General features: G+C 64.0%; 23 protein-coding genes. 9 read left to right on the top strand and 14 right to left on the bottom strand.

The genetic code is table 11. The features are described 5' to 3' along the window. Positions 1 to 382 precede the first annotated feature (382 nt). The gene (locus ABGA94_RS20120) at positions 383 to 895 is read right to left on the bottom strand and encodes a GNAT family N-acetyltransferase (protein WP_134955186.1); all 513 of its coding nucleotides are present in this window, start codon (positions 893 to 895) and stop codon (positions 383 to 385) included. Between the two features lie 299 nt (positions 896 to 1,194). Beyond that, positions 1,195 to 1,368, bottom strand: a complete 174-nt coding sequence (locus tag ABGA94_RS20115; protein ID WP_375367977.1) for a helix-turn-helix transcriptional regulator — start codon at positions 1,366 to 1,368, stop codon at positions 1,195 to 1,197. 727 nt (positions 1,369 to 2,095) lie between these two features. Between ABGA94_RS20115 and ABGA94_RS20110 the strand changes: the two genes are divergently transcribed. Beyond that, entirely contained in the window at positions 2,096 to 2,689 is a 594-nt protein-coding gene (locus ABGA94_RS20110) for a suppressor of fused domain protein (RefSeq protein ID WP_375367976.1), read from the top strand. 257 nt (positions 2,690 to 2,946) lie between these two features. Here the strand turns inward: ABGA94_RS20110 and ABGA94_RS20105 are convergent, their stop codons facing one another. Beyond that, positions 2,947 to 5,700 carry a UvrD-helicase domain-containing protein gene (locus ABGA94_RS20105; RefSeq protein ID WP_134955191.1) on the bottom strand — a complete coding sequence of 918 codons (2,754 nt, stop codon included), beginning with the start codon at positions 5,698 to 5,700 and terminating at the stop codon, positions 2,947 to 2,949. A 151-nt stretch (positions 5,701 to 5,851) separates the two neighbouring features. After that, complete coding sequence (locus ABGA94_RS20100; RefSeq protein WP_005417278.1) at positions 5,852 to 6,841, bottom strand: MDR family oxidoreductase; 990 nt, start codon at positions 6,839 to 6,841, stop codon at positions 5,852 to 5,854. 101 nt (positions 6,842 to 6,942) lie between these two features. Between ABGA94_RS20100 and ABGA94_RS20095 the strand changes: the two genes are divergently transcribed. Beyond that, entirely contained in the window at positions 6,943 to 7,296 is a 354-nt protein-coding gene (locus tag ABGA94_RS20095; RefSeq protein WP_032954284.1) for a helix-turn-helix domain-containing protein, read from the top strand. A 55-nt stretch (positions 7,297 to 7,351) separates the two neighbouring features. On the opposite strand, the gene ABGA94_RS20090 is transcribed toward ABGA94_RS20095, so the two are convergent. Continuing rightward, positions 7,352 to 7,801: a DUF3592 domain-containing protein gene (locus tag ABGA94_RS20090; RefSeq protein WP_329887619.1), complete on the bottom strand. Its 450-nt coding sequence runs from the start codon at positions 7,799 to 7,801 to the stop codon at positions 7,352 to 7,354. Positions 7,802 to 8,435: 634 nt separating this feature from the next. On the opposite strand from ABGA94_RS20090, the gene ABGA94_RS20085 reads away from it, so the two are divergent. The 3 genes from ABGA94_RS20085 to ABGA94_RS20075 all read left to right on the top strand — a co-directional run bounded on the left by ABGA94_RS20085 (position 8,436) and on the right by ABGA94_RS20075 (position 11,128). Next, on the top strand, positions 8,436 to 8,843 hold the full coding sequence (locus ABGA94_RS20085; RefSeq protein WP_065179543.1) for a hypothetical protein: 408 nt from the start codon (positions 8,436 to 8,438) through the stop codon (positions 8,841 to 8,843). Between the two features lie 76 nt (positions 8,844 to 8,919). Then, a complete protein-coding gene (locus ABGA94_RS20080; protein ID WP_065179542.1) occupies positions 8,920 to 9,786 on the top strand; it encodes a hypothetical protein in 867 nt (288 codons plus the stop codon). A gap of 19 nt (positions 9,787 to 9,805) precedes the next feature. Continuing rightward, positions 9,806 to 11,128 carry an XVIPCD domain-containing protein gene (locus tag ABGA94_RS20075; RefSeq protein WP_375367978.1) on the top strand — a complete coding sequence of 441 codons (1,323 nt, stop codon included), beginning with the start codon at positions 9,806 to 9,808 and terminating at the stop codon, positions 11,126 to 11,128. A gap of 49 nt (positions 11,129 to 11,177) precedes the next feature. On the opposite strand, the gene ABGA94_RS20070 is transcribed toward ABGA94_RS20075, so the two are convergent. Together ABGA94_RS20070 and ABGA94_RS20065 are read right to left on the bottom strand one after the other, a co-directional pair. After that, positions 11,178 to 13,319: a TonB-dependent siderophore receptor gene (locus ABGA94_RS20070; protein ID WP_032954282.1), complete on the bottom strand. Its 2,142-nt coding sequence runs from the start codon at positions 13,317 to 13,319 to the stop codon at positions 11,178 to 11,180. A gap of 74 nt (positions 13,320 to 13,393) precedes the next feature. After that, the gene (locus ABGA94_RS20065; protein ID WP_188247642.1) at positions 13,394 to 14,038 is read right to left on the bottom strand and encodes a TetR/AcrR family transcriptional regulator; all 645 of its coding nucleotides are present in this window, start codon (positions 14,036 to 14,038) and stop codon (positions 13,394 to 13,396) included. 81 nt (positions 14,039 to 14,119) lie between these two features. Between ABGA94_RS20065 and ABGA94_RS20060 the strand changes: the two genes are divergently transcribed. After that, positions 14,120 to 15,643: an FAD-dependent monooxygenase gene (locus ABGA94_RS20060; protein ID WP_197598609.1), complete on the top strand. Its 1,524-nt coding sequence runs from the start codon at positions 14,120 to 14,122 to the stop codon at positions 15,641 to 15,643. Positions 15,644 to 15,651: 8 nt separating this feature from the next. Here the strand turns inward: ABGA94_RS20060 and ABGA94_RS20055 are convergent, their stop codons facing one another. From ABGA94_RS20055 to ABGA94_RS20025, 7 genes are all read right to left on the bottom strand, one after another. Continuing rightward, positions 15,652 to 17,355 carry a PAS domain-containing sensor histidine kinase gene (locus ABGA94_RS20055; protein WP_095377220.1) on the bottom strand — a complete coding sequence of 568 codons (1,704 nt, stop codon included), beginning with the start codon at positions 17,353 to 17,355 and terminating at the stop codon, positions 15,652 to 15,654. A gap of 185 nt (positions 17,356 to 17,540) precedes the next feature. After that, the gene (locus ABGA94_RS20050) at positions 17,541 to 17,717 is read right to left on the bottom strand and encodes a hypothetical protein (RefSeq protein ID WP_005417260.1); all 177 of its coding nucleotides are present in this window, start codon (positions 17,715 to 17,717) and stop codon (positions 17,541 to 17,543) included. A gap of 16 nt (positions 17,718 to 17,733) precedes the next feature. Beyond that, the gene (locus tag ABGA94_RS20045) at positions 17,734 to 17,982 is read right to left on the bottom strand and encodes a hypothetical protein (protein WP_005417258.1); all 249 of its coding nucleotides are present in this window, start codon (positions 17,980 to 17,982) and stop codon (positions 17,734 to 17,736) included. Positions 17,983 to 18,095: 113 nt separating this feature from the next. Next, positions 18,096 to 18,341 carry a hypothetical protein gene (locus ABGA94_RS20040; RefSeq protein ID WP_005417256.1) on the bottom strand — a complete coding sequence of 82 codons (246 nt, stop codon included), beginning with the start codon at positions 18,339 to 18,341 and terminating at the stop codon, positions 18,096 to 18,098. Between the two features lie 124 nt (positions 18,342 to 18,465). Further along, positions 18,466 to 18,735, bottom strand: coding sequence for a hypothetical protein (locus ABGA94_RS20035; protein ID WP_005417254.1), 270 nt, complete (start codon positions 18,733 to 18,735; stop codon positions 18,466 to 18,468). Between the two features lie 143 nt (positions 18,736 to 18,878). Then, a complete protein-coding gene (locus tag ABGA94_RS20030) occupies positions 18,879 to 20,090 on the bottom strand; it encodes an MFS transporter (RefSeq protein ID WP_005417252.1) in 1,212 nt (403 codons plus the stop codon). A 127-nt stretch (positions 20,091 to 20,217) separates the two neighbouring features. Next, positions 20,218 to 20,637, bottom strand: a complete 420-nt coding sequence (locus tag ABGA94_RS20025) for a phosphohydrolase (protein WP_197598610.1) — start codon at positions 20,635 to 20,637, stop codon at positions 20,218 to 20,220. A gap of 130 nt (positions 20,638 to 20,767) precedes the next feature. On the opposite strand from ABGA94_RS20025, the gene ABGA94_RS20020 reads away from it, so the two are divergent. From ABGA94_RS20020 to ABGA94_RS20010, 3 genes are all read left to right on the top strand, one after another. Then, positions 20,768 to 21,025 carry a hypothetical protein gene (locus tag ABGA94_RS20020; RefSeq protein ID WP_005417248.1) on the top strand — a complete coding sequence of 86 codons (258 nt, stop codon included), beginning with the start codon at positions 20,768 to 20,770 and terminating at the stop codon, positions 21,023 to 21,025. A 35-nt stretch (positions 21,026 to 21,060) separates the two neighbouring features. After that, the gene (locus ABGA94_RS20015; protein WP_375367975.1) at positions 21,061 to 22,740 is read left to right on the top strand and encodes a type IV secretory system conjugative DNA transfer family protein; all 1,680 of its coding nucleotides are present in this window, start codon (positions 21,061 to 21,063) and stop codon (positions 22,738 to 22,740) included. A 424-nt stretch (positions 22,741 to 23,164) separates the two neighbouring features. Further along, the gene (locus tag ABGA94_RS20010; protein ID WP_032954281.1) at positions 23,165 to 23,611 is read left to right on the top strand and encodes a hypothetical protein; all 447 of its coding nucleotides are present in this window, start codon (positions 23,165 to 23,167) and stop codon (positions 23,609 to 23,611) included. The last annotated feature ends 30 nt before the right edge of the window (positions 23,612 to 23,641 follow it).

Raw genomic sequence — 23,641 nt, 5'->3', positions numbered from 1 at the left:
GGGGGGCGTGAAATGGCTCGCGCACGAATCCGGAGAGGCTCCATGTCGTACGCCAGCAGCCCCCTGAGTCCTGCCGCTCAGGTAGACTACCTTGTTACGAGTGAGAAGAAGCGGCTTGGTTGGCTTGTGGGTGGTCGCGCGCGGGTGCTTGGCCGAGACCTGCGCGCGGGTTCGAGGCCGTAAGCTATCGCCACGCGCCTCGGCGTGAGTCTGCAGAGCGCATCTAGGCGGCTGTAGGTGTCGGGCATTCAGGCACGGACTCGGCATCATTAGTAGCAATGCTTGGCACAGATGTAAGGCCTGTTTGACCCGGCGACCATTCGGGCCGACGTGGCGTGATTGCTGCGAACAGCCGGCAGGCCATTTACCAATTCTGTTGCGCTTATGAGCTGGTAGTGTCGGACCTATGACGCGCTTCGACCTTCCTCACGTACTGGAAGATGGGGACGCCCGAGTACTGATCCGTCTCTGGCTTGGCATCGGGCGAAAGGGTGGCTGCCGCCACGCGCTGGGATGCAATGTTGTCGGCGCCCACTATGGCTTCGATGTGGAAGATAGGGATGCCGTTACGAGCCAAGCCATTTCTTAGTTCGGCGATCGCTGCTTTCACAAGAGATTGCGCGCGACCTTGGCCTCGAAAGTTCTGATGCACAGCGTAGCCTATGCCATAGCAAGGGATGCCGGGTTCGAAGGGGTCGCTGGGAGTAAAATTCACCAGGGCGGCGACCTTTGGGCCTTCCAAGCGCACGTAGGTGAACCGTGGTTCTCCGGCGGGCCGATCAGCGTAGACGAGCACACTGGGATCCAGTTCTCCGGGGCGAGGCACCACCATTCGGTTCTGAAGTGCGCGTTGGAATGAGAGGAGGGCTTTGAGCGGGTCGGTGAGTTCGGGCACGGCGGCATCCTTGGCGTCGGTTGAAAGTACCCATCTTCGCTGGTGAACACCGCTGCCGCCAAGCTCTTTCTGCTTCTTCCGAGCATGAGTAAGTGCTTAGAAGGATTGAGTCTTAGCTCGACCCATGCGAGGGGCAATGGCTCCCTCAGGAAGCTCCGGCCCTCAGCGGCACCCCTGACTGCATGGCTCTCGGGTCCGTCCGGGTCTTGCCGCTTCACTGGTCGGTCACTCTCTCCGGCAGTCTTTGCGAAAAGCTCCTAGAAATAGGGGGGGCTTCTACGACCTTCGCTACCCGCCGCTTACCCATCCAACTGCAAAGATCGATTCTGCGCGATCTGCTGCCGAACCCGGCCTTGCACTTCGGATTGTATCCAGAGTGCGCGCCGACCAATGTGGATAGAGCGCGGGAAGCGGCCAGCCTTGATCTCTCCGTAGATGAAGGTGGTGCCATGCCGCTCATCTGGCGCACGCAATCGAGCGATGGTAGCTCTCCCAGTTTTTCAACCGCGCCCATGCGGTAAAGCGTTTGGAGCCGGCTGACGACGTGTGCTGCAAGATGGTGGAAAGGATGCTGCGCCGGTCAGCGCTGCGGTGTTGGATGCCTACGAGGCGCATTGGGTGTAGGTGCCCGAAAAGTGACATGATTCGGCCTTCTTGTAAGTGTCCGTGAAAACGGGGGGGGAACTCCTGGGGAGCTTGCAGCAGTCAGCCGTGGCGGCTATGCAAAAAATTGGAAAAGTGGCTACGGTCGATGCGCCGTAAGAGGACGCCCCTCAGCTACCACAGTGCAAGCGTGACGCTATCGTCCCCTCCCTGTCCGCTGCAGCGATGTGCCTCGCGCACCACCGCATTCAGAAGATGGTCACTTCCAACGCAGCCCAGCGGCACGGCCTCACGGGTTAAAGATGGAAGCGGGGTGTCAATTGCGTCGCCACCTTTCATCAGATTCCGCATAGTTGCATTGACTCGCCATCTCCCTTCGCTAGACTGCCGCACCTCTTGCGTGTCTATAGGGGCGCCAACCTCGACCTAGATTTGTGCGATGCCGTCGGGCTATGAATTGACCTCGCCTCTGCGCTACTCAGCGTGAGGCGGGCTACTTAGAAGGTCTGACCCCCACTCCAGCCTCTACAGGACTAGCGCGTTGTCGTGAGGCTAGGAGAACGGAAAAGTACAATCGACTGATGTTCGGAGTGAGACATGTCTATCCCAAGTGCTCAATGCAGATTGGTAGCTAAGTACGAACAGAAAATATTTGGAGGCAAACCCCTGGTCCGGGAATACCTGGATGAGGCAGGGGCTGCGTCAATCGACATGTTGACCTGTCTGGACCCCGTCGACCCGGAGATTGTATCGATCGGAACGATCGGTGTGTCGGAGGTTGCGTTGATTACAGGTTCTGACGATGAGCTCTTCACGAGAGTTGAGCTATGTGCCGCAGCGCTCGCCTCTGAGGGCTACTGGGTGAATGCCGTTGCGTCAGTCGCGCTCCACATCATAAAGAATAAGAGATCTGTATTTCCGGGGTGCGTTGTGGAGAACATATTTCGTGATTACATTCCAAATCCAAGGATGCCTCACGTTTATCTGGCTGTACCATTCTTCTGGAATGAAGATCATTTTCCGCAGCTTGATATTCCGCCGCTGCAGGTCAACTGGCTTCAATGCATCTCGATCTACGAGGAGGAGCGCTTTTTTATCCAGGAATTTGGCAGCGACGCCTTTGAAGCCCGGCTCGTCGACCAGAATGTGAACACACTGGACATGTCGCGGCAGCGGGCAGTGCTGGATTGATGTGTTGACGCCCTGGCTGAGTCGGCCGGTCGAGAAGGGGCGGCATGATGCCGCTCATCACCTCGATCTGGTGTAGGACCGATGCCAGCGGTCTCGCGAGATACCACTGTTCCATGGGGTCATCCATCGATAGTCGACGAGGCCCGGCTGCAGGCAGGGATGGCCGATCCCCTGAAGGGACCAAGCCTCGGACATAGTTCTTGATGAAAGTTTGGCCAGGTCGAATATCGCCGCGCTGAGTGCGCAGAAGAATGCACTTACCCGCGTCGCCCACCCCTCGGCTTGTTGTGGCACAACGGATAACTCGAGCACGACCGGAACGCCCCGTGCGGCCCATTGCGGTCCACGAACACGCCCACCTTGCACACCGGGCAGCGCTCTTCGTGGATGGCCGCGCCTGAAATCGCGGTCACTTCCACTGCCCCGTCCTCCACCAGCTCATCCAGGAACGGCGAGTGCCTGCCCTGCACGGTGAACATCGCAACCGATCGTCGCGCACGCGTCAGCGCGACATAGAACAGGCGTCGTTCTTCGCTCAGCGGATAGGTATCACCATCCGGCATCGCCAGCGAAAGCACCGGGTCATCGGCGCGCAGGCTCGGGAAGCTGCGGTTGATCATAGCCGGCAGGATCACGTAGTCCGCCTCGCGCCCCTTCGATCGATGTGCGGTCAGGAACTCGACGTCCATCGTGCTGCCAAAGGCCGTCTTCCAATCCGAAGGCACCGCACCGCGATCCGCGCGATACCGCCCCAGAACGAATACAGTCACGCGCCCGTTGCGGCCCTGCGCCACCGCGCCTGACAATAGTTGCTGGTGCAGTTTCGACAGGTATTGGCGAACGCCATCCTGCACCTCCTCACGCCGGTTCATCTGGAACGCCTGCAGCACCGGGCCCATTGCCGGCGCAGCAGAGCGGACCTTCTTGGCGATCTGCGCGGGGTTGCGGCTGATGAAGCGGCTGGAAACATCACACAGTGCCTGCGGGCATCGGAATGTCTGCTCCAGTTTCAGCACCTGGCCATGCCCCATCCATTCACGGAATCCGGTCATCACCGAAACGTCGGCGCCAGCGAAGCGATTGATCGACTGCCAGTCATCGCCCACCGCAAACAGATAGCGGCCCGGTTGGCTGACCAGCGCACGGCAGAGGCGCGCACGGGCGCGCGAGGCATCCTGGAATTCGTCGGCCATCACCAGATCGTAGGGTGATTCATAGTGGCCCTGTTCCAGCAGCCCGGCGGCCATGTTGAGCATGTCCTCGAAATCGATGCTGCGCTCGTCAGCCAGTGCATCGTCCCAGGCCTGGAAAACCGGCCCGGCGATCTCCAGGAAGCGCCGGTAGCGTTCCTTGAACTGATCCTCAGGCATCTGCCGCAGGCGTGCGGCCATGTCATCCAGCGTCAGGCAGTTGCTCTTGGCATGCGCAATGAAGGTGCGCATCAGGCCAATCAGGTCTGCATCCGGCATCGGCTTGGCGCCCTGGTCAGGCAGCTCGCGGTCCGGGTGCGGGTCGAGTTCGACACCAGACGCACCCAGCCGCTCGGCAAGATGCTGCAGGGCCTGTCCACTGCGCAGGCCGAACGACGTCGTTTCGACCAGTGCGGTGCCGCGTGCCGCATGCTGCTGCCGCTTCCAGCGCATCCCTTCGCTGTAGTTGGCAAAGTGCTTCGGCGGCTGGCCATCGGCATCCAGCGCAAAGTGCTCGTGATACAGCTGGGCGTCCGGATAGTAGAAGTCAGGACGATACTGGCGGTGGGTATCCGTCGCGGTATCGAACTCGTAGCGCCGCTCGTAGTCGTACGCCACGCCGTTGTAGAACAGCCAGTCGGCGATGACGCACTCTTCCAGGCTCTTCACTCGCTCACCCTGCAGGGTACGCATGTAGGGCGTGCCATCGCGGTCGTAACCATCGGCCATCATGTCGGCACCCAACGGCGGCAGATCGCGTCCGAACACCAGGCGGAACATGTCCCACTGGGTGCGGAAGTGGGTCGAACGGTCCTTCAGGTCGTCCACCAGTTCGGCCAGCTTGTTGAAGCCCAGCGTTGCGTCGACCGCCCATTCCGGGATATCGGGCTTGCGCCCTGTGGCCTTGGCGATGAGGGACAGGCCCAGGGCGTGGAAGGTCCAGGCTTCCACCATGGTGTCGCCCATGCCGAGCCGGTCGAAGCATCGCTGCGCGCGCTCTTCCAGCTCCTGAGCGGCGTCCTTGTTGAAGGCGAGCATCACAATCCGTTCGGGCTGGAAAAAGCCGCGATCGATGGCATAAGCGGCCTTGGCAACCATCGTGGAGGTCTTGCCAGAGCCGGCCGCGGCCACGACCTGCACCCGGTTGTCGAAGCAGATGACGGCGCGGGCCTGCTCCTCGGTCAGCGGCCTGCTCTCGACCCGGTCCAGGAAGGGCTTGGCCAGACCCAGTTCACGGGTCGCCATTGCCTCATTGGCGTCCGCCCACATGGCGGGCCAATCCAGCTGCCAGTCGTGCAGTGCATCCAGTGCCATGCGGTGGCGGTCCGAGTGCAGGTCGTCATGCACCTCCTCGTCGAGGAACAGCTGCTCCAGCTCGGCTGACGTGAGGGGCAGGGACGGGCGTTCGGCCAGCAACGCCTGCTGCTGTTCGTACGTGATCCAGCGGCGGCCGGTGGTGCCTCGGTCGGTAAGCGCATCTGCCTCGGCCAGCCACGCCTGGATCTGCGCCAGAACGTGCTCAAACAGTGCCTTGCGCCCTCGTCTGGAGCGCGCGAAAAGCACGTGCTGAACGGCAGCGGCAAGCCCGGAGCCCTGGCTGTTGGGCAGCCCATCCACGGACAGTGCTTCACCGTGCTCGGTCGTCAGTTCGACCCGGGACCAGAGCACGCCGCGAACGACCCGCACGCTGTGTTCGTTCGCCACATGCTGGTGGTATTGCCTGCCGTCGATCAAAAGCGCGAGCTGTTCGCCATCCAGCCGCAACTGCCAGTCCGGCGAGCGGGTCACACGCTGGCCCCAGACCGAGGGGCGCCATTCCATAGACATCCAGATACTGCCTTGCGTACGTCACCGGGCGTAAAGCGCCCTTGCCGCCCCATGATAAGGCGGCTTGGCGTGGCACGCTGCGTTTTCCGGTCAGTCGCGCGCGTGAGCCAGCGATGGCATTGCACCCTCGCCAGCGCGACAGGCGTCAGGCGTTCACATCCACGACGATGCGGCCGCGCACCTTGCCGGGGATGATCTGCTCATAGACATCCAGCACCTCGGCGAGGCCGATCTGCTGCACGGTGCTTTCCAGCTTTTGCGGGTCCAGGTCGGTCGCAAGCCGATCCCAGGCGCGCTGGCGAACCTCTTGTGGGGCATTCACCGAATCCACGCCAGCCAGGGTCACGTTGCGCAGGATGAAGGGCAATACCGAGCCGTGCAGAGCGTCGCTCTGCGCCAGGCCGCACGCGGCCACGGCACCGCGATACTTCGTCTCGGCGATGGCGTTGACCAGGGTAGGGCCGCCGGCCACATCCACCACGCCGGCCCAGCGTTCGGCACTCACCGGCCGCTCGCGCGGCTCCGAAAGCTGCGCACGATCGATGATCTCGGCCGCACCCAGGTTGTGCAGATACTCAGCATGCTCCGGGCGTCCGGTGGCGGCTACCACGCGATAGCCCAGCTTCGACAGGATCGCCACCGCAATCGAGCCGACGCCACCGTTGGCGCCAGTCACCAGCACATCGCCCTTCTCGGGCGTCACCCCGGCATGTTCCAGGGCCAGCACGCACAGCATCGCGGTATAGCCAGCGGTACCGATGGCCATGGCGTCACGGGTGCTCAGGTTGCCAGGAATCCGGTTGAGCCATTCGCCGCGTACGCGGGCGCGCTGTGCCAGGCCGCCGTGGTGGCCCATGCTCAGGTCCCAGCCATTGAGCACGACGCGGTCGCCTGGCTTGAAGTCGGCCCTGCTGGATTCCAGTACCACGCCTGCCAGATCGATGCCGGGAATGAGCGGGAATCTCCGGATGATCGGACTCTTGCCGGTGAGCGCAAGCGCATCCTTGTAGTTGAGCGTGGAGTACTCGACCTGCACCAGGACATCGCCGTCCATCAGGTCCGCCTCGTCGAAATCGACCAGCTCGGTCGAAAGCTGGTTGTTCGTCTTGCCGGTCAGCAGGGCTTTGAACGTCATGGATGGCCTCACATTGATGGAATGGGGCCATGCTAGGCTCGTGCCACTATTGCAACAAGAACGATGATTTTCCGTAGGTACTATGGTTTTCCGGAGTATGCATGCGTAGCAGGCGTTGGGATGGCAAGAGCGGGTGTGCGGTGGAAGTCACGCTGTCCGTGATCGGTGGCGTGTGGAAGCCGATCATTCTGTTTCACCTGATGACCGGCAAGCGACGTTTCATGGAACTGACGCGGCGGGTGCCTAATGCCACCCAGTCCATGCTCACAAGCCAGCTGCGTGAACTGGAAGCCGATGGCGTGGTGATCCGCCACGTGTATCCGGAAGTGCCGCCAAAGGTGGAATACGAGCTGTCCGAGTTCGGTCGCACGCTGGTGCCGGTGCTGCTGGCCATGCGCGAGTGGGGCGAGACCTATCGCGGCCATGGAAGCACGGAAGGCGATTGCCAGAGTTGAAGAGACTTTTGGCTCTGCGCGAGCGCATTGGTGGATGCGCTCGCGCCTGGATGGGTCAGGCCGGCTGCGCTTTCCGGCCCTGCACCACCCGGGTGGCCAGCAGTGCCAGGGTGACCAGCCCGGAGGCGATTGCCAGCCACAACAACAGCAGGGAGTTGTCCGCTTCGCCAACGGCCATCGCCACGGACGGGTCTTTGGCGTTGTAGCGGATATCAATTTCCTCCGCCTCGTCGGTGGCACGCATCCGATTGCCAAGGTCGTTGGAGACCGCGATCTTCTCGACGCGTGATTGGCCGTCTTCAGTTTCGAACTCGACATTCAGGACGAAGTTGCTCTTTCTGCCCCTCTTCTCATCCCAATGCACCTCGGTGACGAGGCCCACCGCATCGCGCCCTTCAGCGCCATCAGTAAGCGCATGACGATGATGATCGTTGTAGGCGGCCACGGAGAGTGCGACCGCCACGCCAGCGGCAACAAGGATGTTGCGCCAGGAAGTGAATTCCATGATGAGCTCCTGATCCATTGAGGTCGGCGACTATAGTCATCAGCTCGCGGATCTCGTATGAAAATGGCGCGGCGCGCACATTCCGTTGTGATCAGATCTCGCGCTCGAATATAGCTCTGGGCGCTTCCATGCAACGGTTCCCGGTGTGTCTCCAGCGCGGGCCGATGGTGTTCGAGCTGGAAGGGAAGGCCGTGCGTATTGCGACTTTCTGCGCGATCGCCATAGCCGGTGTGTCGTGTCCGGCTCGAAGTGATCGTTGGGTCCCACGCGCAGGCAGGCGCGATGTACCAACGAAGCGCGTCAGTCGGTGGGCGGTTCGCCATCCCGTGACGCAACCAGCGTAGGAACGTGTCAGCGCGGACTTTTCCTACTTTCCATCCACGACGGAGTGCGCCCATTATCGCCGCGCCAAGGCACTCGCCCTGGCCGGGATTGGCGTCTCGAACTTACGTAGTACAAGGCGTCGTAGTTGCAACGTATGTTGCGATCACGACAATGCACTCTCTGTCAGTTCATGGCGGATGGTGCGTGGGGGTCTTAGGGCCCGTCGGCTTTCGTACTACGTATCCGGCACGCCAACCCGCACCGTCCGCCACCTTGCATCTGCAGGTGGCCACATCGTGAGGTTGCCGTCATGCCCGAACGTCTTCCCGACCATCCCCGCCTGCATGCGCTGCTGGGCGCCGCCGTGCGCGATCTTCCCGCTGCCTTGGCCGAAACGCTGGAGGACGCGCTCCGCGAATCCGCCGAGTTCGTCACGCCATCGGCATTCTTTGCACATCTGGCAGGCCACGGCAGGAACCTGCGCGCTGATGGCGAGGCCTGGAGTGAAATGTGCCTGAGCCCCGGCCGCGCCTTCGACATGGCCCTGGCGACCCGCAGCATTTCGGGCATCACGGCGTTGACCGCGGTGCTGCACGCTGCGCATGTGGCGCGGGAGAGCGACGATCCCGCCTGCTGTCCCTCCGCCGCCGTGGTCGAGGGCCTGTTCAACGCCTGCCAAGTGCTGTCACTGCAGGTAGAGCGCTGCCTGGTTCCATGAAGGGCTGCGATGCGGTTCCTGTTCCGTTGACGCCCGGCTCCTTATAGTGGCGCTGGAACCCTGCAATGGAATGCCCATGCACGTGATGTCCCCGAGCCGTTGCCTGACGCTTGCACTTGCCGTCGCGGTGAGCGCCAGCGCATGTGCACGGTCACCGTCCACCGAACACGAAAGGAATCCCGCCATGTCCGGCGCAACGCAGACCGGCCGCACGATCAACGGCCACACCTATACCGATGCGCCCGTGGACGTGAAGCTCGGGCCGAATACCTTCCGCATTCCAGCCAACTACCTGGACAGCCAGATCGCACCGTGGCCAGGCGAGGGCGTGACGCTGGTCATCGAGTGGCCGGACATGAAGCCGACGGCGCCGGGCGCCCGGGCCAATCCGCGTACGAATGATTTCCGGAAGGAGATTGCTGTGGCGATCGACTACATCGATCGTGCGCCAATCGAAACATCATTGGAGCGCTTGTCCTCCAACCAGGCATCCACCGAGGAGGGGTCGGTGGAGCGAAAGGATCCTCGGGATCGGCTCGATCTGCGGATTGCGCAGCCCGATGTCATGGGCCTGACGCCTTACGCCATCGATGAAACGAGGATGGCGGTTTTCTCGAAGGAGTACGAAGCACGCTATGGACAACCGCCCACCCGCAATCCTGCCTATGAAGATGACTGGTACATCGCGCGCGCTCCCAACGGCAACCTGACCACATTCATCAAATGCGAAAACACGGCGTTCCGGGGGGACGGCGTTCGACTGCAGGGCGATCAGGTCATCAGTGAGCAGGGACAAGCCGCCGCGGGGTGCTTCCACTATTTCTCGGATGTGGAGAACAAGCTTTCCATCTCGCTGAACTACAAGCGGGCCTTCCTGGCGGACTGGAAGCGGATGGAAGATGCGGTGCGGGATGTTCTCGCGCGCTCCCGGGTCCGGAAGTGAGTGCATTCAGGAGCAGGCGATGGGCGGATTGACGCAAGAAAATCTCAAGATTCTGGCCAGCTATGCCAAGGCTGGAAACCGCGAGTTGTACTGGAACTATCTGTCGCAGCTGCCGGACGCGGATGGCTATGGGACGCTTGCGCTGGGCGTGGTTCGCAACGACAGCTTGCCTGGCCGCGTTGCAAACAGCTATGCACAGGAGTATGCCCGGCATCAGGAAGGCAAGGGCTCCGGCTTTCCCGACGCGCAGCTGAGCGAGCGCCAATGGGAGATGTTTGGGCAGACGCTTCTGCGCCAGGACCTGGAGCGACGCCTGTTTTGGATGGAGCAGGGGCGATCCGACCTGGCACTGAATCTTCCCGGCAAAGACGTGATGCTGGCTCACGACCGCGCATTTGAACGGCATGAACTCGATCCCAACTGCTGGACGCCGCGCGTGTTGCTGCAGGCGGCTGAACAGAAGAGCGGCCCCGAGAAGCTGGAGCAGATCTGGACCAACATGCTCAACAACGACTACGCCGGCGGCCCGCGCGTAGGCAATACCAGTGTCGATGCCATCAGCCAGATGGGATGGGCGAAGGGCGGCCAGTACCTCACCCGGTTGAGCGTGCTGGAAGCCACTCAGGCATTGGAAGGGCGCTCGGCGGTCGATCCGAACGTCATCGGTGGCAACAGCTACTACGCAATGTACTTCGCAGCGGACAGGAAGTGGGCCAGTGTCAGCGCGGGCGGCGGCCACATGTCGATGCGGGAGATCACCGACCCCGCCCGCATCGCCGAACTCAACGACGCGCGCGAGGTCCGTCTGGAACGCCAGGAAAACCGCACCCAGTTCCACCCGGACGACCCGTACCGGACCATCACCCGCAGCCCGCTGACCGCCGCCGTGGACGACGTGCCGGATCCCTCGCAGGCACCGACCCGCCTGGCCGACATTGGTCCGGGCCACCGCGACTACGCACTGATGCAACAGGTGCGCGAAGGCGTGGCCGCGATCGATGCCGGCGCCGGGCGTACCCACGATGAGAACAGCGAGCGCCTCGTAGCGAGCGTGATGGCATTGGCCCGTCGCAACCAGCTTGAACGGGCCGACCATGTGCTGCTGAGCGCGCAGACCGCCGAGCATCCGGCCGGCCGCAACGTGTTCGTGGTGCAGGGCGAGATGAGCGATCCCGCGCATCTGCGAGCCGTCATGCCTACGGACACGGCAGTGCAGACGCCGGTCGAACACTCGCTGCGGCAGATCGAGGCCGCCAGCCTGGAGCGACAGCAGGCGACCATGCAGCGCCAGCAGGACAACGACGTCCACGCGCGTGACAACCCTGCGATGCGGATGGGCTGAAGTTACGCAGCAGAGCCGCGCGGGCGCCCGGCTCTGCTGGAAGGCCTTCTCAGAAGCGGTAGGCCGCCTGCACATACACCCGCCGCGGCTCGCCCGGGAAATGCCCGTTGCGTTCGATGAAGCCACTGGCTGCGTACACCTTGTCGAACAGATTCTTGACGTTGGCCTGGAACTGCCACTGCTTCCACGTGGTCTTCCAGCTGATGTCGAATACCGTGTAAGCCTTGACCGTCTGCCCATCCAGGCTGACACGCTCGCCCACATGGTCAGCGCCGAAGCCGATGGCCGAGTTGATCGACGGCAGGTCGTAGCGTGTCCACAGGCCGAGCTTGTTGCGTGGCGCATTCGCGAAGCGGTCGCCGGAGGCATTGGTGATGCCATTCGGTCCGGCGTCCTTCACCCGTGCGTCGTTGTAGGCGTAGGTCAGGTTCACCACCCAGCGCTCGGTCACGTCGGCCAGCAGGTCCAGTTCCATGCCTGTGCTGCGTACCAGGCCCAGCGCGGCCAGCTGGTTCACGCCGTCACGCACTTCGCCGGTGGCCTGCACGATGTTGCTGCGGTCGATGCGGTAGGCCGCCATGTTCAGGGTCACACGGTCGGCCAGCAGGGATTTCAGGCCGATTTCCCATTGCCTGCTGCGCTCAGCGTCGAAGGGCCCACCGGCCGCCGGATTCTGGTTGGCGGCACTCTGCGGCACGAAGCCACTGGCGACGTTGGCGTACAGGTTCACGCCGTCCCGGGCGGCAAAGGTGCTGCCCAGACGCCAGCTGAGCGCATTGCCATCCACGCTGCTGCCACCCATGCGGTCCTCATCCTTGAAGCCATCCCAGCGCAGTCCGGCCAGCACATGCCAGCGGGTGCCCAGTGCCAGCTCATCCTGCAGATAGCCGCCGTAGCGTTTGCTGCGGGTGGCGGTGCTGCGCCAGGGCAGGGTGGCCAGGTTGTAGTCGTGCCAGGTGCTCGCGCCATAGACCGGGTGGAACAGGTCGATGCCGCGCACAGGGCCGGCGCCGCGTGCCAGGTCGGCACTGTTGGCGGTCTGCGCGGTGAAGTCGGCGTCGAGCTGATACACGTCGGCACCGAACAGCACCTTGTGTTCGATACGGCCGGTGTTGATCCGCCAGACGGCATTGCCGCTGGCGGTGAAGGCCTCGTTGTCGCGGATCTGGTTGCGCAGCTGGCGCGTCATCCACTCGGCCACGCCGTCGCGATCACGATCAATCAGCCCCATCGGCTCGTGGTACATCTGGTGCTCGTTGTTGCTGAACCAGCGCGCGGCAATGTCCACGTCCAGGTTGTCGCGCGGTGCGAAACGATACTGCGCCAGTGCGACCTTGGCGCGCATGTCGAGGAAGTCACTGGCCTCGTTGTGGTTCCATCGCCGGTCGGTCAGGAAGCTGCCTGCATCGTTCACCGGCACGCCGCGCAGGCGGTTGCCGCCCAGGTTCTGGGTGATGTCGGTGAACTGCAGCACCAGTTCGCCGGTCTGGCCGACATCGAAGGCCAGCGAGGCATCGCCGATCACGCTTTCGCTGTCGGTATTCCAGCGCACGCCCTGCTCGCTGTCGGCATACAGGCCGGCGCGATAGCGAATGCTGCCGCTGGCATTCAAGGGGCCGGTGCCTTCGATCGATCCGGCGCGGAAGTCCCTGTCGCCTGCCTGCAGCTCGATGCGGCGTTCGGCGCGCGCCTTGGGCTTGCGCGTTACATAATTGATGACACCGCCCGCATCACCACCGCCGTACAGCGCACCGGCCGGACCTTTCAACACTTCCACGCGTTCGATATTGAACAGTTGCGGCACCGAGAAGCCTGCATAGGGATCACCGCGAAGGCCGTCGTAGAGCACGTTCTCCTGGCGGAACCCGCGCAGGGTGACGCCGGCATAGCTGAAGAAGCTGATGCCGCTGATGCTGCGGTACAGATCGGTGACCTGGCGCGCCGCCTGGTCGTCGATCAGCTCGCGCGGCACGACCTGGATCGACTGCGGTACCAGTTCCAGCGGGGTATCGGTGCGGGTGCCGACAGCGGCATCGTCGGCCCGGTACAGGGTCTGCGCGCGGCCGCGGACTTCCACTTTGTCCAGATCCTTCGGGGCATCAGCGGAGGCCTCGGAGGCCAGTGCAGGTGTAGCCAGGGAAAGGGGCAGCGCCAGGCAGAGGGCGTGCTTGAGCGGGGTTGGAAGGGGCATCAGGGGGGGCGGGCTGGGTTGCAAATGAGAAAGATTAGCATTTGCGGCGCGTCGTGGCCTATCCCCCGAATGCGCTATGGACGCAGGCCCGGGTCGGTATAGGGGGTGCCGGCCAGGGCCACCAGCACGCCGGTCCCGCCGCGTACGATCAGCTGCAGCATCGCCTGGCGCGGATCCTCACCCTCCTGCTGGCTGGCCAGGCCTCCCTGATAGGCCGCCACCATCGACGCCAGCAGCATCGCCGCACCCAGGCGTGCCTCGGCATCATCCGCTGGCCGCCCGACCGCGCTTGCCATCAACAGCGCGAGGTCGTCGGCCAGCTGTGCCTGCAGCCGTCGTGCGTGTGCCACCAATGCTGGGCTGCCGGCCACCGTGGCCCAGAAGGTCGCCGCACCAGGGTTGATCCGCAACAGGGGATGGCCGCTGTCGAGCAGCTCCCTCACCAGAGACTGGAAGGCGGCCAGCGGCGTCATGCCGCGGCGCGCCGCCATGCCCTCGCGCAGCAACGCCCGCGCCTCCTCGTCGCGGTCGAATACCAGGTCCTCCTTGCTGGCGAAATAGTTGAAGACTGTCTTGCGCGAGACCCCGGCGGCCTTGGCGATCTCGGACATCGACACCGCCTCGAAGCCACGCCGGATGATCAGCGCGGTGGCGACATCGGAAATTGCCTGTCGGGTCTGTGCCTTGCGTTGCTCGCGACGGCCTTGGGGCGGGGTCATGGCGGTTGGCTTGTGTAAACGTACACCGAGTGTAACATTGTGCGCACCAGAGCGCCGGGCCGGCGCAGGCGGGGGAACCTGATGCTGTACGACGTTGTCATTGCCGGGGCCGGCCCGGTCGGCCTGTTCCTGTCCTGCGAGCTGGCCCAGGCCGGCTGTTCGGTCCTGCTGCTGGAGCAGGCTGAGTCGCCCGATTCAGCCCTGAAGCGCCTGCCCTTTGGCCTGCGCGGCTTGAACGCGCCCACGTTGGAAGCGCTGGATCGGCGCGGCCTGCTGGACGCGGTCGCAACCCGCCAGGTGCTGAAGCCGGACAAGGGCGCACCGCCGCCCGGCACCGCCCATTGGCTGGCGCAACCGCGGCCGCTGGGAGGCCACTTCGCCGGCATTCCGTTCGCGCTGGATGACGTGGACAGCGGGCGCTGGCGTGATCGCCTGCCGACCCCGGTACCCATGCAGATGGCGGTGGAGCTGCAGTCGCTGGAGGCGGTGCTGGCCGAGCGCGCAATGTCGCTGGGTGTGCAGATCGAGCGGGGCTGTACGGTGCAGGCAGTGCACGCACACGACGCACAGATGCAGGTGCAGACCGGTCGCGGGCTGATGCGGGGCCGATGGCTGGTCGGTTGCGATGGCGCCCGCAGCACGGTACGCAAGCACTCCGGCTTCGAGTTCGCAGGGACGGCGCCCGAGTTCACCGGGTACACGCTGCAGGTTGAACTGGCCGATCCGTCGGTGCTCACCCCGGGGCGTCGGTTCACCGAATACGGCATGTGCAATTTCAACCCGCCGGGCGTGCTGGCGCTGGCCGATTTCGACGGTGGCGCAGGCCACCGCGGGCCACTGGACCTGCACGCCGCCCAGGCGTTGCTGCGGCGGGTGTCCGGGCGCCAGGCAACGATCACCGCGTTGCATCTGGCCACCACATGGACCGATGCCGCGCGCCAGGCCACGGCCTATCGCAGCGGCCGCGTGCTGTTGGCTGGTGATGCGGCGCACATGCATTCGCCGCTGGGAGGCCAGGGCCTGAATCTCGGCATCGGCGATGCGATGAACCTGGGGTGGAAGCTGGCCGCCGTGGCGCGAGGCGACGTCGCCGAGACGCTGCTGGACAGCTATCAGGCGGAGCGCCATCCGATCGGCGCGCGGGTGCTCGACTGGTCGCGTGCGCAGGTGGCGTTGATGCGACCAGGCCCAGGGCAGCGCGCGCTGGCGGCGGTCTTCGCCGACCTGGCCGCGACCCGCGACGGTGCCACCTATCTCGCTGAGCGGTTGTGGGGCGTGGCACAACCACCGGTGTTCAACGGCGAGCATCCGTGGGTTGGCCAAAGCGTGCCTGACGTCCAGCTGGCCAATGGCGATCGCATGGGGGAGCTGCTGCGCGCAGGGAAGGGCGTGCTGCTGGGGCTCGATACCGGCGTTTCACTCGGCCCGATCTTTGCGCGCTGGCAACGCTCGGTTCCCTGCGTGATATCCACGGCGCGCGATACGATGGGACTGGGTGCGTTGCTGGTCCGCCCTGACGGTATTGTGGCCTGGGCCTGCGATGCTGGCGGCGACACGTCGGGGCTGGAGTCTTCACTGGAACGCTGGTTCGGTTTGCCGTGGTGAGCGACCGGCTAGGGCGATGCCATCACAGCCAGCGCGCGGCGCGCGGTCTCGGTCATCACCGAGGCCAGCTGCTTCAATGAGTACGGCTTGCGCAGCAGGGTGAAGCCATGGCCAGGATCCCGCGCCAGCAATTCGCTGTAGCCGCTGGTGAGGATCACCGGAAGCTCCGGGAAGCGGGCGCGGATGGCACGGGCCAGATCCAGGCCGTTCATGCCTGGCATTACCACGTCGCTGAACACCACATGGAAGCGCGCGGCATCCCGTTCCAGCTCGGCCAGGGCCTCGTCCGCATTGCGTGCAAGGACCACGCTGTAGTCGAGTTCGCGCAGGGCGCCCACCGCAAATTCGGCCACGTCGACGTTGTCTTCCACCACCAGCACGCAGACGCCATGACCATGCTGCAGCCCCGATTGCGCCGCCGGCCGTTCCGCCGTTTCTCCTGCCTGCGCCAGTGGCAGATACAGCGTAAAGCGGGTACCGGCGCCGGCCTGGCTCTGCACGTCCACCTCGCCTTCTGACTGCTTGACGAAGCCGAATACCTGGCTGAGACCGAGCCCGGTCCCAGCGCCCACGCTCTTGGTGGTGAAGAAGGGCTCGAAAATGCGGTCAACCACCGCAGGGTCGATGCCCGCTCCGGTGTCGGTCACACTGATCGCGGCAAAGTCGCCCTTCATCGGCGCGGCGAAGCGCACCGAAGGCACGGCGGTTACCCGTTCCACTTCGATGGTCACCCGGCCGTGTCCCTCGATCGCGTCGCGGGCATTGACCGCGATGTTGATCAATGCGGTGTCCAGCTGGGTCCGGTCCAGCAGTACCGGCATCGGTGTATCGGGCAATGTCAACGACACCTGGATGCGCGCGCCAAGTACCGTGGTGATGATATCCGAGAGCGCGTGCACGCTTTCGCAGAGGTCGAAGACCTCCGGCGACAGGCTCTGGCGACGCGAGAATGCAAGCAGTTGCGCGGTCAGCTTGGTGGCGCGGTCCGACGCTGTTGCAATGGCCTGGATGTAGCGGCGCCGGGTGTCGTCTGCCGGCCACGTGTGCAGGAGCATGTCTACCGAACCGGTGATGACCTGCAGCAGGTTGTTGAAGTCGTGGGCCACCCCGCCGGTGAGCTGGCCGATCGCCTCCAGCTTCTGCGACTGCCGCAGCTGCTCGCGGGCGCGCACCAGTTCCAGATGGGCCTCCCGCGCCTGCTCGGTGATCGCCGCGACCTGGCGGCTGTGCAGGTCGCGCTCGATCACCCGTTCGGTCTGTTCGCTGACCACGCACAGGATGCCGGCCACGCTGCCGCAGCCGACGCGCAGCGGCGAATAGGAGAACGTCCAGAATGTTTCACGCAGCGTGCCGTCGCGATCCATCATCAACGGGAGGTTCTTGAAGCTGCGGCTGGTGCCGGCGAAGGCATCGTTGACGGCCTGCACCACGTTCGGCCATACGTCCGCCCAGACATCCTCCAGGCGATTGCCCATCGCGCCGTGCAGCTTTTCCCCCAGCATGGGCAGGTACGCATCATTGAAGAAGAACGCCTTGTCTTCCTTGCCCCAGGCAAGCCACAGGGGTTCTGGCGAATCCAGGATCATCGCCAGCAACGTGCGAAGTTCGGCGGGTGCGCTTGCGGCAGTGGCCGAGCGGGCCCAGTCACTGTCCTGCAGCAGTCGGTAGGCGAGCTGATCAGGTGCAGAGACTGGCAGGGGAAAAGGATGCATGGCCGCCATTGGCGCAGGAAGGTGGCGCAGCATAGCCGAGCGCATGTCATGACGCTCTGCACACCGCCGACATGAAAGGCCTCGCCACTTCGCCGCCGACGTGGCAGGGATGCACCCTTTGCTCCGCAGGTTGCCGCTATCGCGGCGCAGCGCGAAGGGAGGCGACGCTGGCCTGAGCGGCGGGTCTAGCCCTCACGACCTGCCTGCGCGGTGAGCGCATCCCGGCCAGCCTCGGTGAGGTCGATATCCCCGTCCTCTGCCTGTACCGCCCATCCGGCGGTCACCGCCCACGTTGCGGCATCACCGCGCACCGGTTCTGCAGCGGCGATGGCCTGGAGTATTTTCCGCTGTTCCACAGTCATTACCACGTCGCGGTCCTCAGATACCCAGCAACGACGCCGGTTGCCAGTCCGACAGACGGGCATGGCTGACCGGTTGATGGCAGCCGCACCCGTCGCAGCGGAACAATGCTCCACCTGGCAAGTGCACCAGATTGTCCTCACTGGCCGAACTGGTCGACGTGCAATGCCGGCAGGTGACCGTGAGCGCGGTGATGCGCTGCACGCCCCCTGACAGATCGAACACGGCCTCGAACGCGCGAATGACAGGGTGGGCAGTGTCCGGCATCTGAATCTCGACAGGGTGGGGAGACCTCATCGTCGCGCGCCGGTTGTGATGGGCCAGTCAGCCAGGTGCATGGACATGATCAAGACAGCCGCGGCAACCGGCAGCGCTCCATTTCAGAGATCCTTTTTCTTTCCGCTCAGGTCCAGCGGCTTGTCACTGCCGCCGCGCTCGCTCGACCACACTTCCACACCCTTGTTGCAACGGCTCTCGCGGGCAGCGACCTCGCGTGGCAGATCCTTCAGATGGGGTGACTCCTGGCAGGTCGGATGCATGGCGCTGTCGTCGTAGGTGGCGCAGGCGCTGAGCGACGCCAGGGCGATGGCAGTGAGGGTGGCGCGGAATGAAGGCTGCAGGTTCATGGGGTGGCCTCGGGTAATGCCAGGGTGGTCATGGAATTCAAATCCGTGACGCCGGGCCTGCACAATCGGACCCATTGCACTTGTTATTCTGTAACAAATGCGCGATAGTCCGGCCCCTGCTGGGTCAGGCGATGCAGATCATCAGCACCATGCACAGCGCCACCATCAGCACGAACACACGACGGCTCAGCGCCAGGCAGGCCAGATAGGCTGCGAGCGCCCAGGCAGCCAGCAGTGCGCAGGCCACCACCCACAGCCCGATCCCCATCATCGAATCGGCTGCCAACGCGGACAAGGCGATGGCCTTGGACAACGCCACCCCCAACACGCTGCCCAGCATGCCGGCCTGCAAGGCGATGGCATCGTGGCGGGCAGGGGCGCGAGGGTGGTGCATTGCGGGTCCGGTGCAGGCCGAGAAAACGGCGTCGGCTGCACTGTGCCCAAATGCACATCCACGAAATGTGTTCATCGCGCGTCAGGAGCGCGACGAAGACCGCGCAGTCGACCGGTCGACCTGTGGATGCGGTCGTCCGTTCTTCAGTGGTTGCCGGCGGCGACGGTCTTGCGCTTCCTGTCCAGCATCACCGCCACGCACCATAGCAGCAGGCCGCCGATCGCGGTGGCTGCACCGACATAGCCGGTACTGGCCGGGCTGAAGCCGGCGCTGATCGCCATGCCGCCCAGCCACGGGCCGAGTGCGTTGGCGGTATTGAAGGCGGCGTGATTGGAGGCCGCCGCCAGCGTCTGCGCTTCGCCGGCCACGTCCATCAGGCGCGTCTGCAGCACCGCCGCCAGCGCACCCATGGTGCCGACCGTGATGATCATCGGGCCGATGGTCCACACCGACTGTGCGGCCAGCGGATACAGCAGCAGCATCACGATCGACCACAGCAGCACCACGGCGGCGGCCTTGAAATGGAACTTGTCCACCAGCCAGCCACCGGCGATGTTGCCGATGATCGCGCCGATGCCGAACACGCCTACTGCCAGCGGCATCCACGATTCGGCCACGCCGGTGACCTGCACGAGGGTGGGTGCGAGGTAGGTGAACACGCAGAACATGCCGGCGAAGCCGACCGCACCGATCGCCAGCGCCAGCCACACCTGGGGAGTGTTGAAGGCGCGCAGTTCGCGCATCGGCGAGGTACGCACTTCGTCCGGGTCCGGCAGCAGGAAGCGCGCGATCATCGCCACCGTGGCAATGGCCAGCACGCTGACCAGGGCAAAGGCGGTGCGCCAGCTCAACTGCTGGCCCAGCCAGGTGGTCAACGGATTGCCGACCAGGATCGCGATCGACAGGCCCAGCAGCACCCGCGACATCGCCTGGCCGCGCTGGCCGGCAGGGCTGATCGCAGCGGCCACCAGCATCGCAACGCCGAAGTAGGCGCCATGCGGCAGGCCGGCGACGAAGCGTGCCACCAGCATCGTGCCGTAATTGGGTGCCAGCGCGCTGGCCAGGTTGCCGATCGCGTAGAAGCCCATCAGCGCCAACAGCAGCTTGCGGCGCGGGAAGCTGGCACCCACGAAGGCGAGGATCGGGGCACCGACCACCACGCCGATGGCGTAGGCGCTGATCAGGTGCCCGACCTGGGTTTCGGAAATCGACAGGCCGCGGCTGATCTCCAGCATCAGCCCCATGCTGGCGAATTCGCTGGTGCCGATGGCAAATCCACCCAGCGACAGGGCGAGGATGATCAGGGTGCGCTGGCGGGGCGTCAGCCGCGCAGCCAGGGAAGAGTTGGGGCTCATGCGGGGGCGCGATGGGGCGGGGGAGCCGTCCATTGTACTGCTGCACTGCAACAGGAGCAGCAGCACTCAGGGTAAATCAGCGTTTGATCGGTGACACGCCGGCCCTCCGCGCCGCCTCGCGGCCGGCTCAGATGCCCAGCGCCGCCCGGGCATGAGCGTATTTGTCGCGAAGGCGCCCTGCCGTGGTCCCGTCCAGCATCGCCAGCCGCTGTGGATCGGCGTTGTCATCCAGATCGGCGCGCTTCACTTTCAATGCAAGCGGGTGGGCGGCAATGCGCGCGTAGTAGCTGTCCGCGTCAGGAGCTGCATCGCGGTTGAGCAGTTGCACCGCCTCGCGCAGCGGCGCAGGGAATACCTCGATCCGCGCGGCAAACGCCGGGCAGTCCTCGGCCACGTCATGCAGCCAGGCCACCACTTCGGCGTCATCGTCGCCGCGCACGGCGGCCGCCACCCGCGCCACATGGCTGATATAAGGCTGGCCGGCCTTGTCGATCTGCCCCGCGTGGGCCTCGGTGGCCAGCGTACGGGCAAGTGCTACCCAGTCCATTGCAGTCTCCTTGGATATCCGCGCACAGTTTCGCGCAAAAGCCGCAGCGGTTGTGGATGCGCCCATGACGCTGCCGCGGGCATGATGGCCAGGCAGGGGACGCAGTGTTGCCCCGACAAGGAGGAGTGAGATGCAGGAATTCAGGCATGTGCTGGAAACCCGTGGCCGCTATCAGCTGGTAGCGGTGTCCTACGAGCCGGTGTACGCTCCCGGCGATGTGGTCGGCCATGCGGTCGTCGCCGACGATGGGGATCGTCTGACCGACCTGATATCACTGGCCGAAGCGCGCCAACGCTTGCTGCAACTGGTGCGTGAAGAGGGCGAGGAGCCCGGGCTGGAAAACGAGAACCACCTGCGGAAGAAGGCGTCGCGCTGGCGCCACCGCTAGGCCGTCGCGCCGCGTGCGCATCATGGAGGATTCGGGTGTTGCCCAGTAAGAAGTATCTGCTCATCGCCATCATCACGCTGGCGACCCTGCTGCTCGGTTTCGTGTTTTCCGGCTATCTGACCCTGCTGTTCCTGGGGCTGGACACCCAGCTGTTCACCTGGAACACCTACTACCAGTACGTCCACGCCATCGGCCAACCGCAGGTCGCGCCCTTCGTGGGCAAGATCAAATGGGCTGGCTACGTGGGCTTCGGCCTGCCCCTGCTGGTGCTGCTGGTGGCCGGCCTGGTGCTGATGCTGAAGAAGGAAAAGCGCTCGCTGCACGGCGATGCGCGCTTCGCCACCGGCGCCGACCTGGCCAAGCACGGCATGTTCAAGAAGACCGGCCAGAGCATCGTGGTCGGCAGCCATGGCGGCAAGCTGGTGCGCCTGGATGGCCAGCAGTTCGTGATCCTGGCCGCGCCGACCCGCTCGGGCAAGGGCGTGGGCGTGGTCATCCCGAACCTGCTGGAGTACGGCGAATCGCTGGTGGTGCTGGACATCAAGCAGGAGAACTTCGACCTGACCAGTGGCTGGCGCGCCAGCCAGGGCCAGGAAATCTACCTGTTCAATCCCTTCGCCGAGGACCGGCGCACGCACCGCTGGAACCCGCTCAGCTACGTCTCCGATGATCCGGCCTTCCGCGTCTCGGACCTGATGAGCATCGCCGCGATGCTGTATCCGGACGGGGCCGAGGACCAGAAATTCTGGGTCAGCCAGGCGCGCAACGCGTTCATGGCCTTCACCCTGTACCTGTTCGAGAACTGGGGCGACGAGCGCAGCAGCGGTTTCCCGGGCGGCGCCGGCACCCCCACGCTCGGTGCGGTGTACCGTCTGTCCTCCGGCGACGGCACCGACCTGAAGAAGTACCTCAAGACCCTGTCGGAGCGGCCGTTCCTCAGCGCCAACGCCCGTTCGGCGTTCGCCAACATGCTGTCCCAGGCCGATGAGACCTTCGCCTCGATCCTGGGCACCTTCAAGGAACCGCTCAATCCCTGGATCAATCCGGTGCTGGACAAGGCCACCAGCTGCAACGACTTCCTGCTGACCGATGTCCGCAAGAAGAAGATGACCATCTATATCGGCATCCAGCCGAACAAGCTGGCCGAGAGCCGGCTGATCATCAACCTGTTCTTCAGCCAGCTGATCAACCTCAACACCAAGGAACTGCCCAAGTCCAACCCGGACCTGAAGTACCAGTGCCTGCTGCTGATGGACGAATTCACCTCGATCGGCAAAGTGGAGATCATCGCCTCGGCGGTGTCGTACATGGCTGGCTACAACATCCGCCTGCTGCCGATCATCCAGAGCATGTCCCAGCTCGACGCCACCTACGGCCGGGAAGTGTCACGCACCATCATCACCAACCATGCCCTGCAGATCCTGTACGCGCCGCGTGAGCAACAGGATGCCAATGACTATTCGGACATGCTGGGCTACACCACGGTGCGCAAGAAGAACGTCACCCATGCCCGCGAGAAGACCCACAACTTCACCGAGGAACGGCGCGCGCTGATGCTGCCGCAGGAGCTGAAGGCAATGGGGCCGGACATGGAGGTGTTCCTGTATGAGGGCATACCGCATCCGGTGAAGTGCGACAAGATCCGCTACTACAAGGACCGCTACTTCACTTCGAGGCTGCTGCCGAAGGTGGACGTTCCGATGCTGAACGTCTAATTCACGACGCTTAATTTGTGAATTTGATTCGAAGTTAAGAATGTGAATTCGTGATTTTGGTCAAGAATTTGGCATTTGTTCATGGATTTTCAGACTTGTCTGACATGGAATTGACGCGTGGTTGTGCGACCCTGTGCATGTCGTCCAGAAGTGTGTGCTGGATGTCGAAGATGTAGCAGCAGGGTGGCCAGGAGTTTGTGCCATGGAAACAAGGATGGTTTCGACGTTGGTGAGGTATGCGGATGTGTTGTCGGCTGCGCCGATGGCCCCGCGACCTGGTTGGCAGCCTTTGGGCTGCAGGGGAGCCGGAGTGGGTGCGCTGCACACAGCGTGTCCCTCCGATTCCGGCGTGCGCGATGCAGCGCCGGACGACCAGGGGACCAATGCTCGGGACTGCTTTTTCGTACGTCAAAGTGAAGCCCGTATGAATCAGGCGTTTATCGCGAAAATGTCCATCGCCGCAGTGGCGGCGCTGATGGTGGCCGGTTGCGCCACCAAGTCCGCTCCGGATTTCGGAGGCCGCTGGAAGCCGGTCAACCGCTTTGCTGCGACGACGACCGAAATTCCGCTGTACTCCAGCTACGTCTACCAGGCCTCGCCGATGGATGGCACGCTCAAAGCCATGCTCGAGCGTTGGGCCAAGGATTCCGGGCGCACGCTGGACTACCGCCTCAGCTCGGATTTCACCCTGTATGGCGCGGTCTCGAACATCGACACCACCAACGCACAGCAGGCCGTGATCGATCTGACCGCAGCCTATGCGGCGCAGGGCATCTCCGTCTCCATTGTTGGCAACCAGATCGTTGTGCAGAGCGCTGGCTCGACGCCGACCGCGTCGGCGCAGGGCGCTGATTCCAACAGCGGCACCTGAGTCCACCTCGAAATCATCGAACGTGCCGCT

This window comes from Stenotrophomonas sp. 3diitr2024, from assembly GCF_042136455.1.
In the GTDB taxonomy this organism is placed as follows: domain Bacteria; phylum Pseudomonadota; class Gammaproteobacteria; order Xanthomonadales; family Xanthomonadaceae; genus Stenotrophomonas; species Stenotrophomonas sepilia.
Note: the sequence above shows the minus strand (reverse complement) of the source record. Positions and strands in the feature narration are given on the sequence as shown.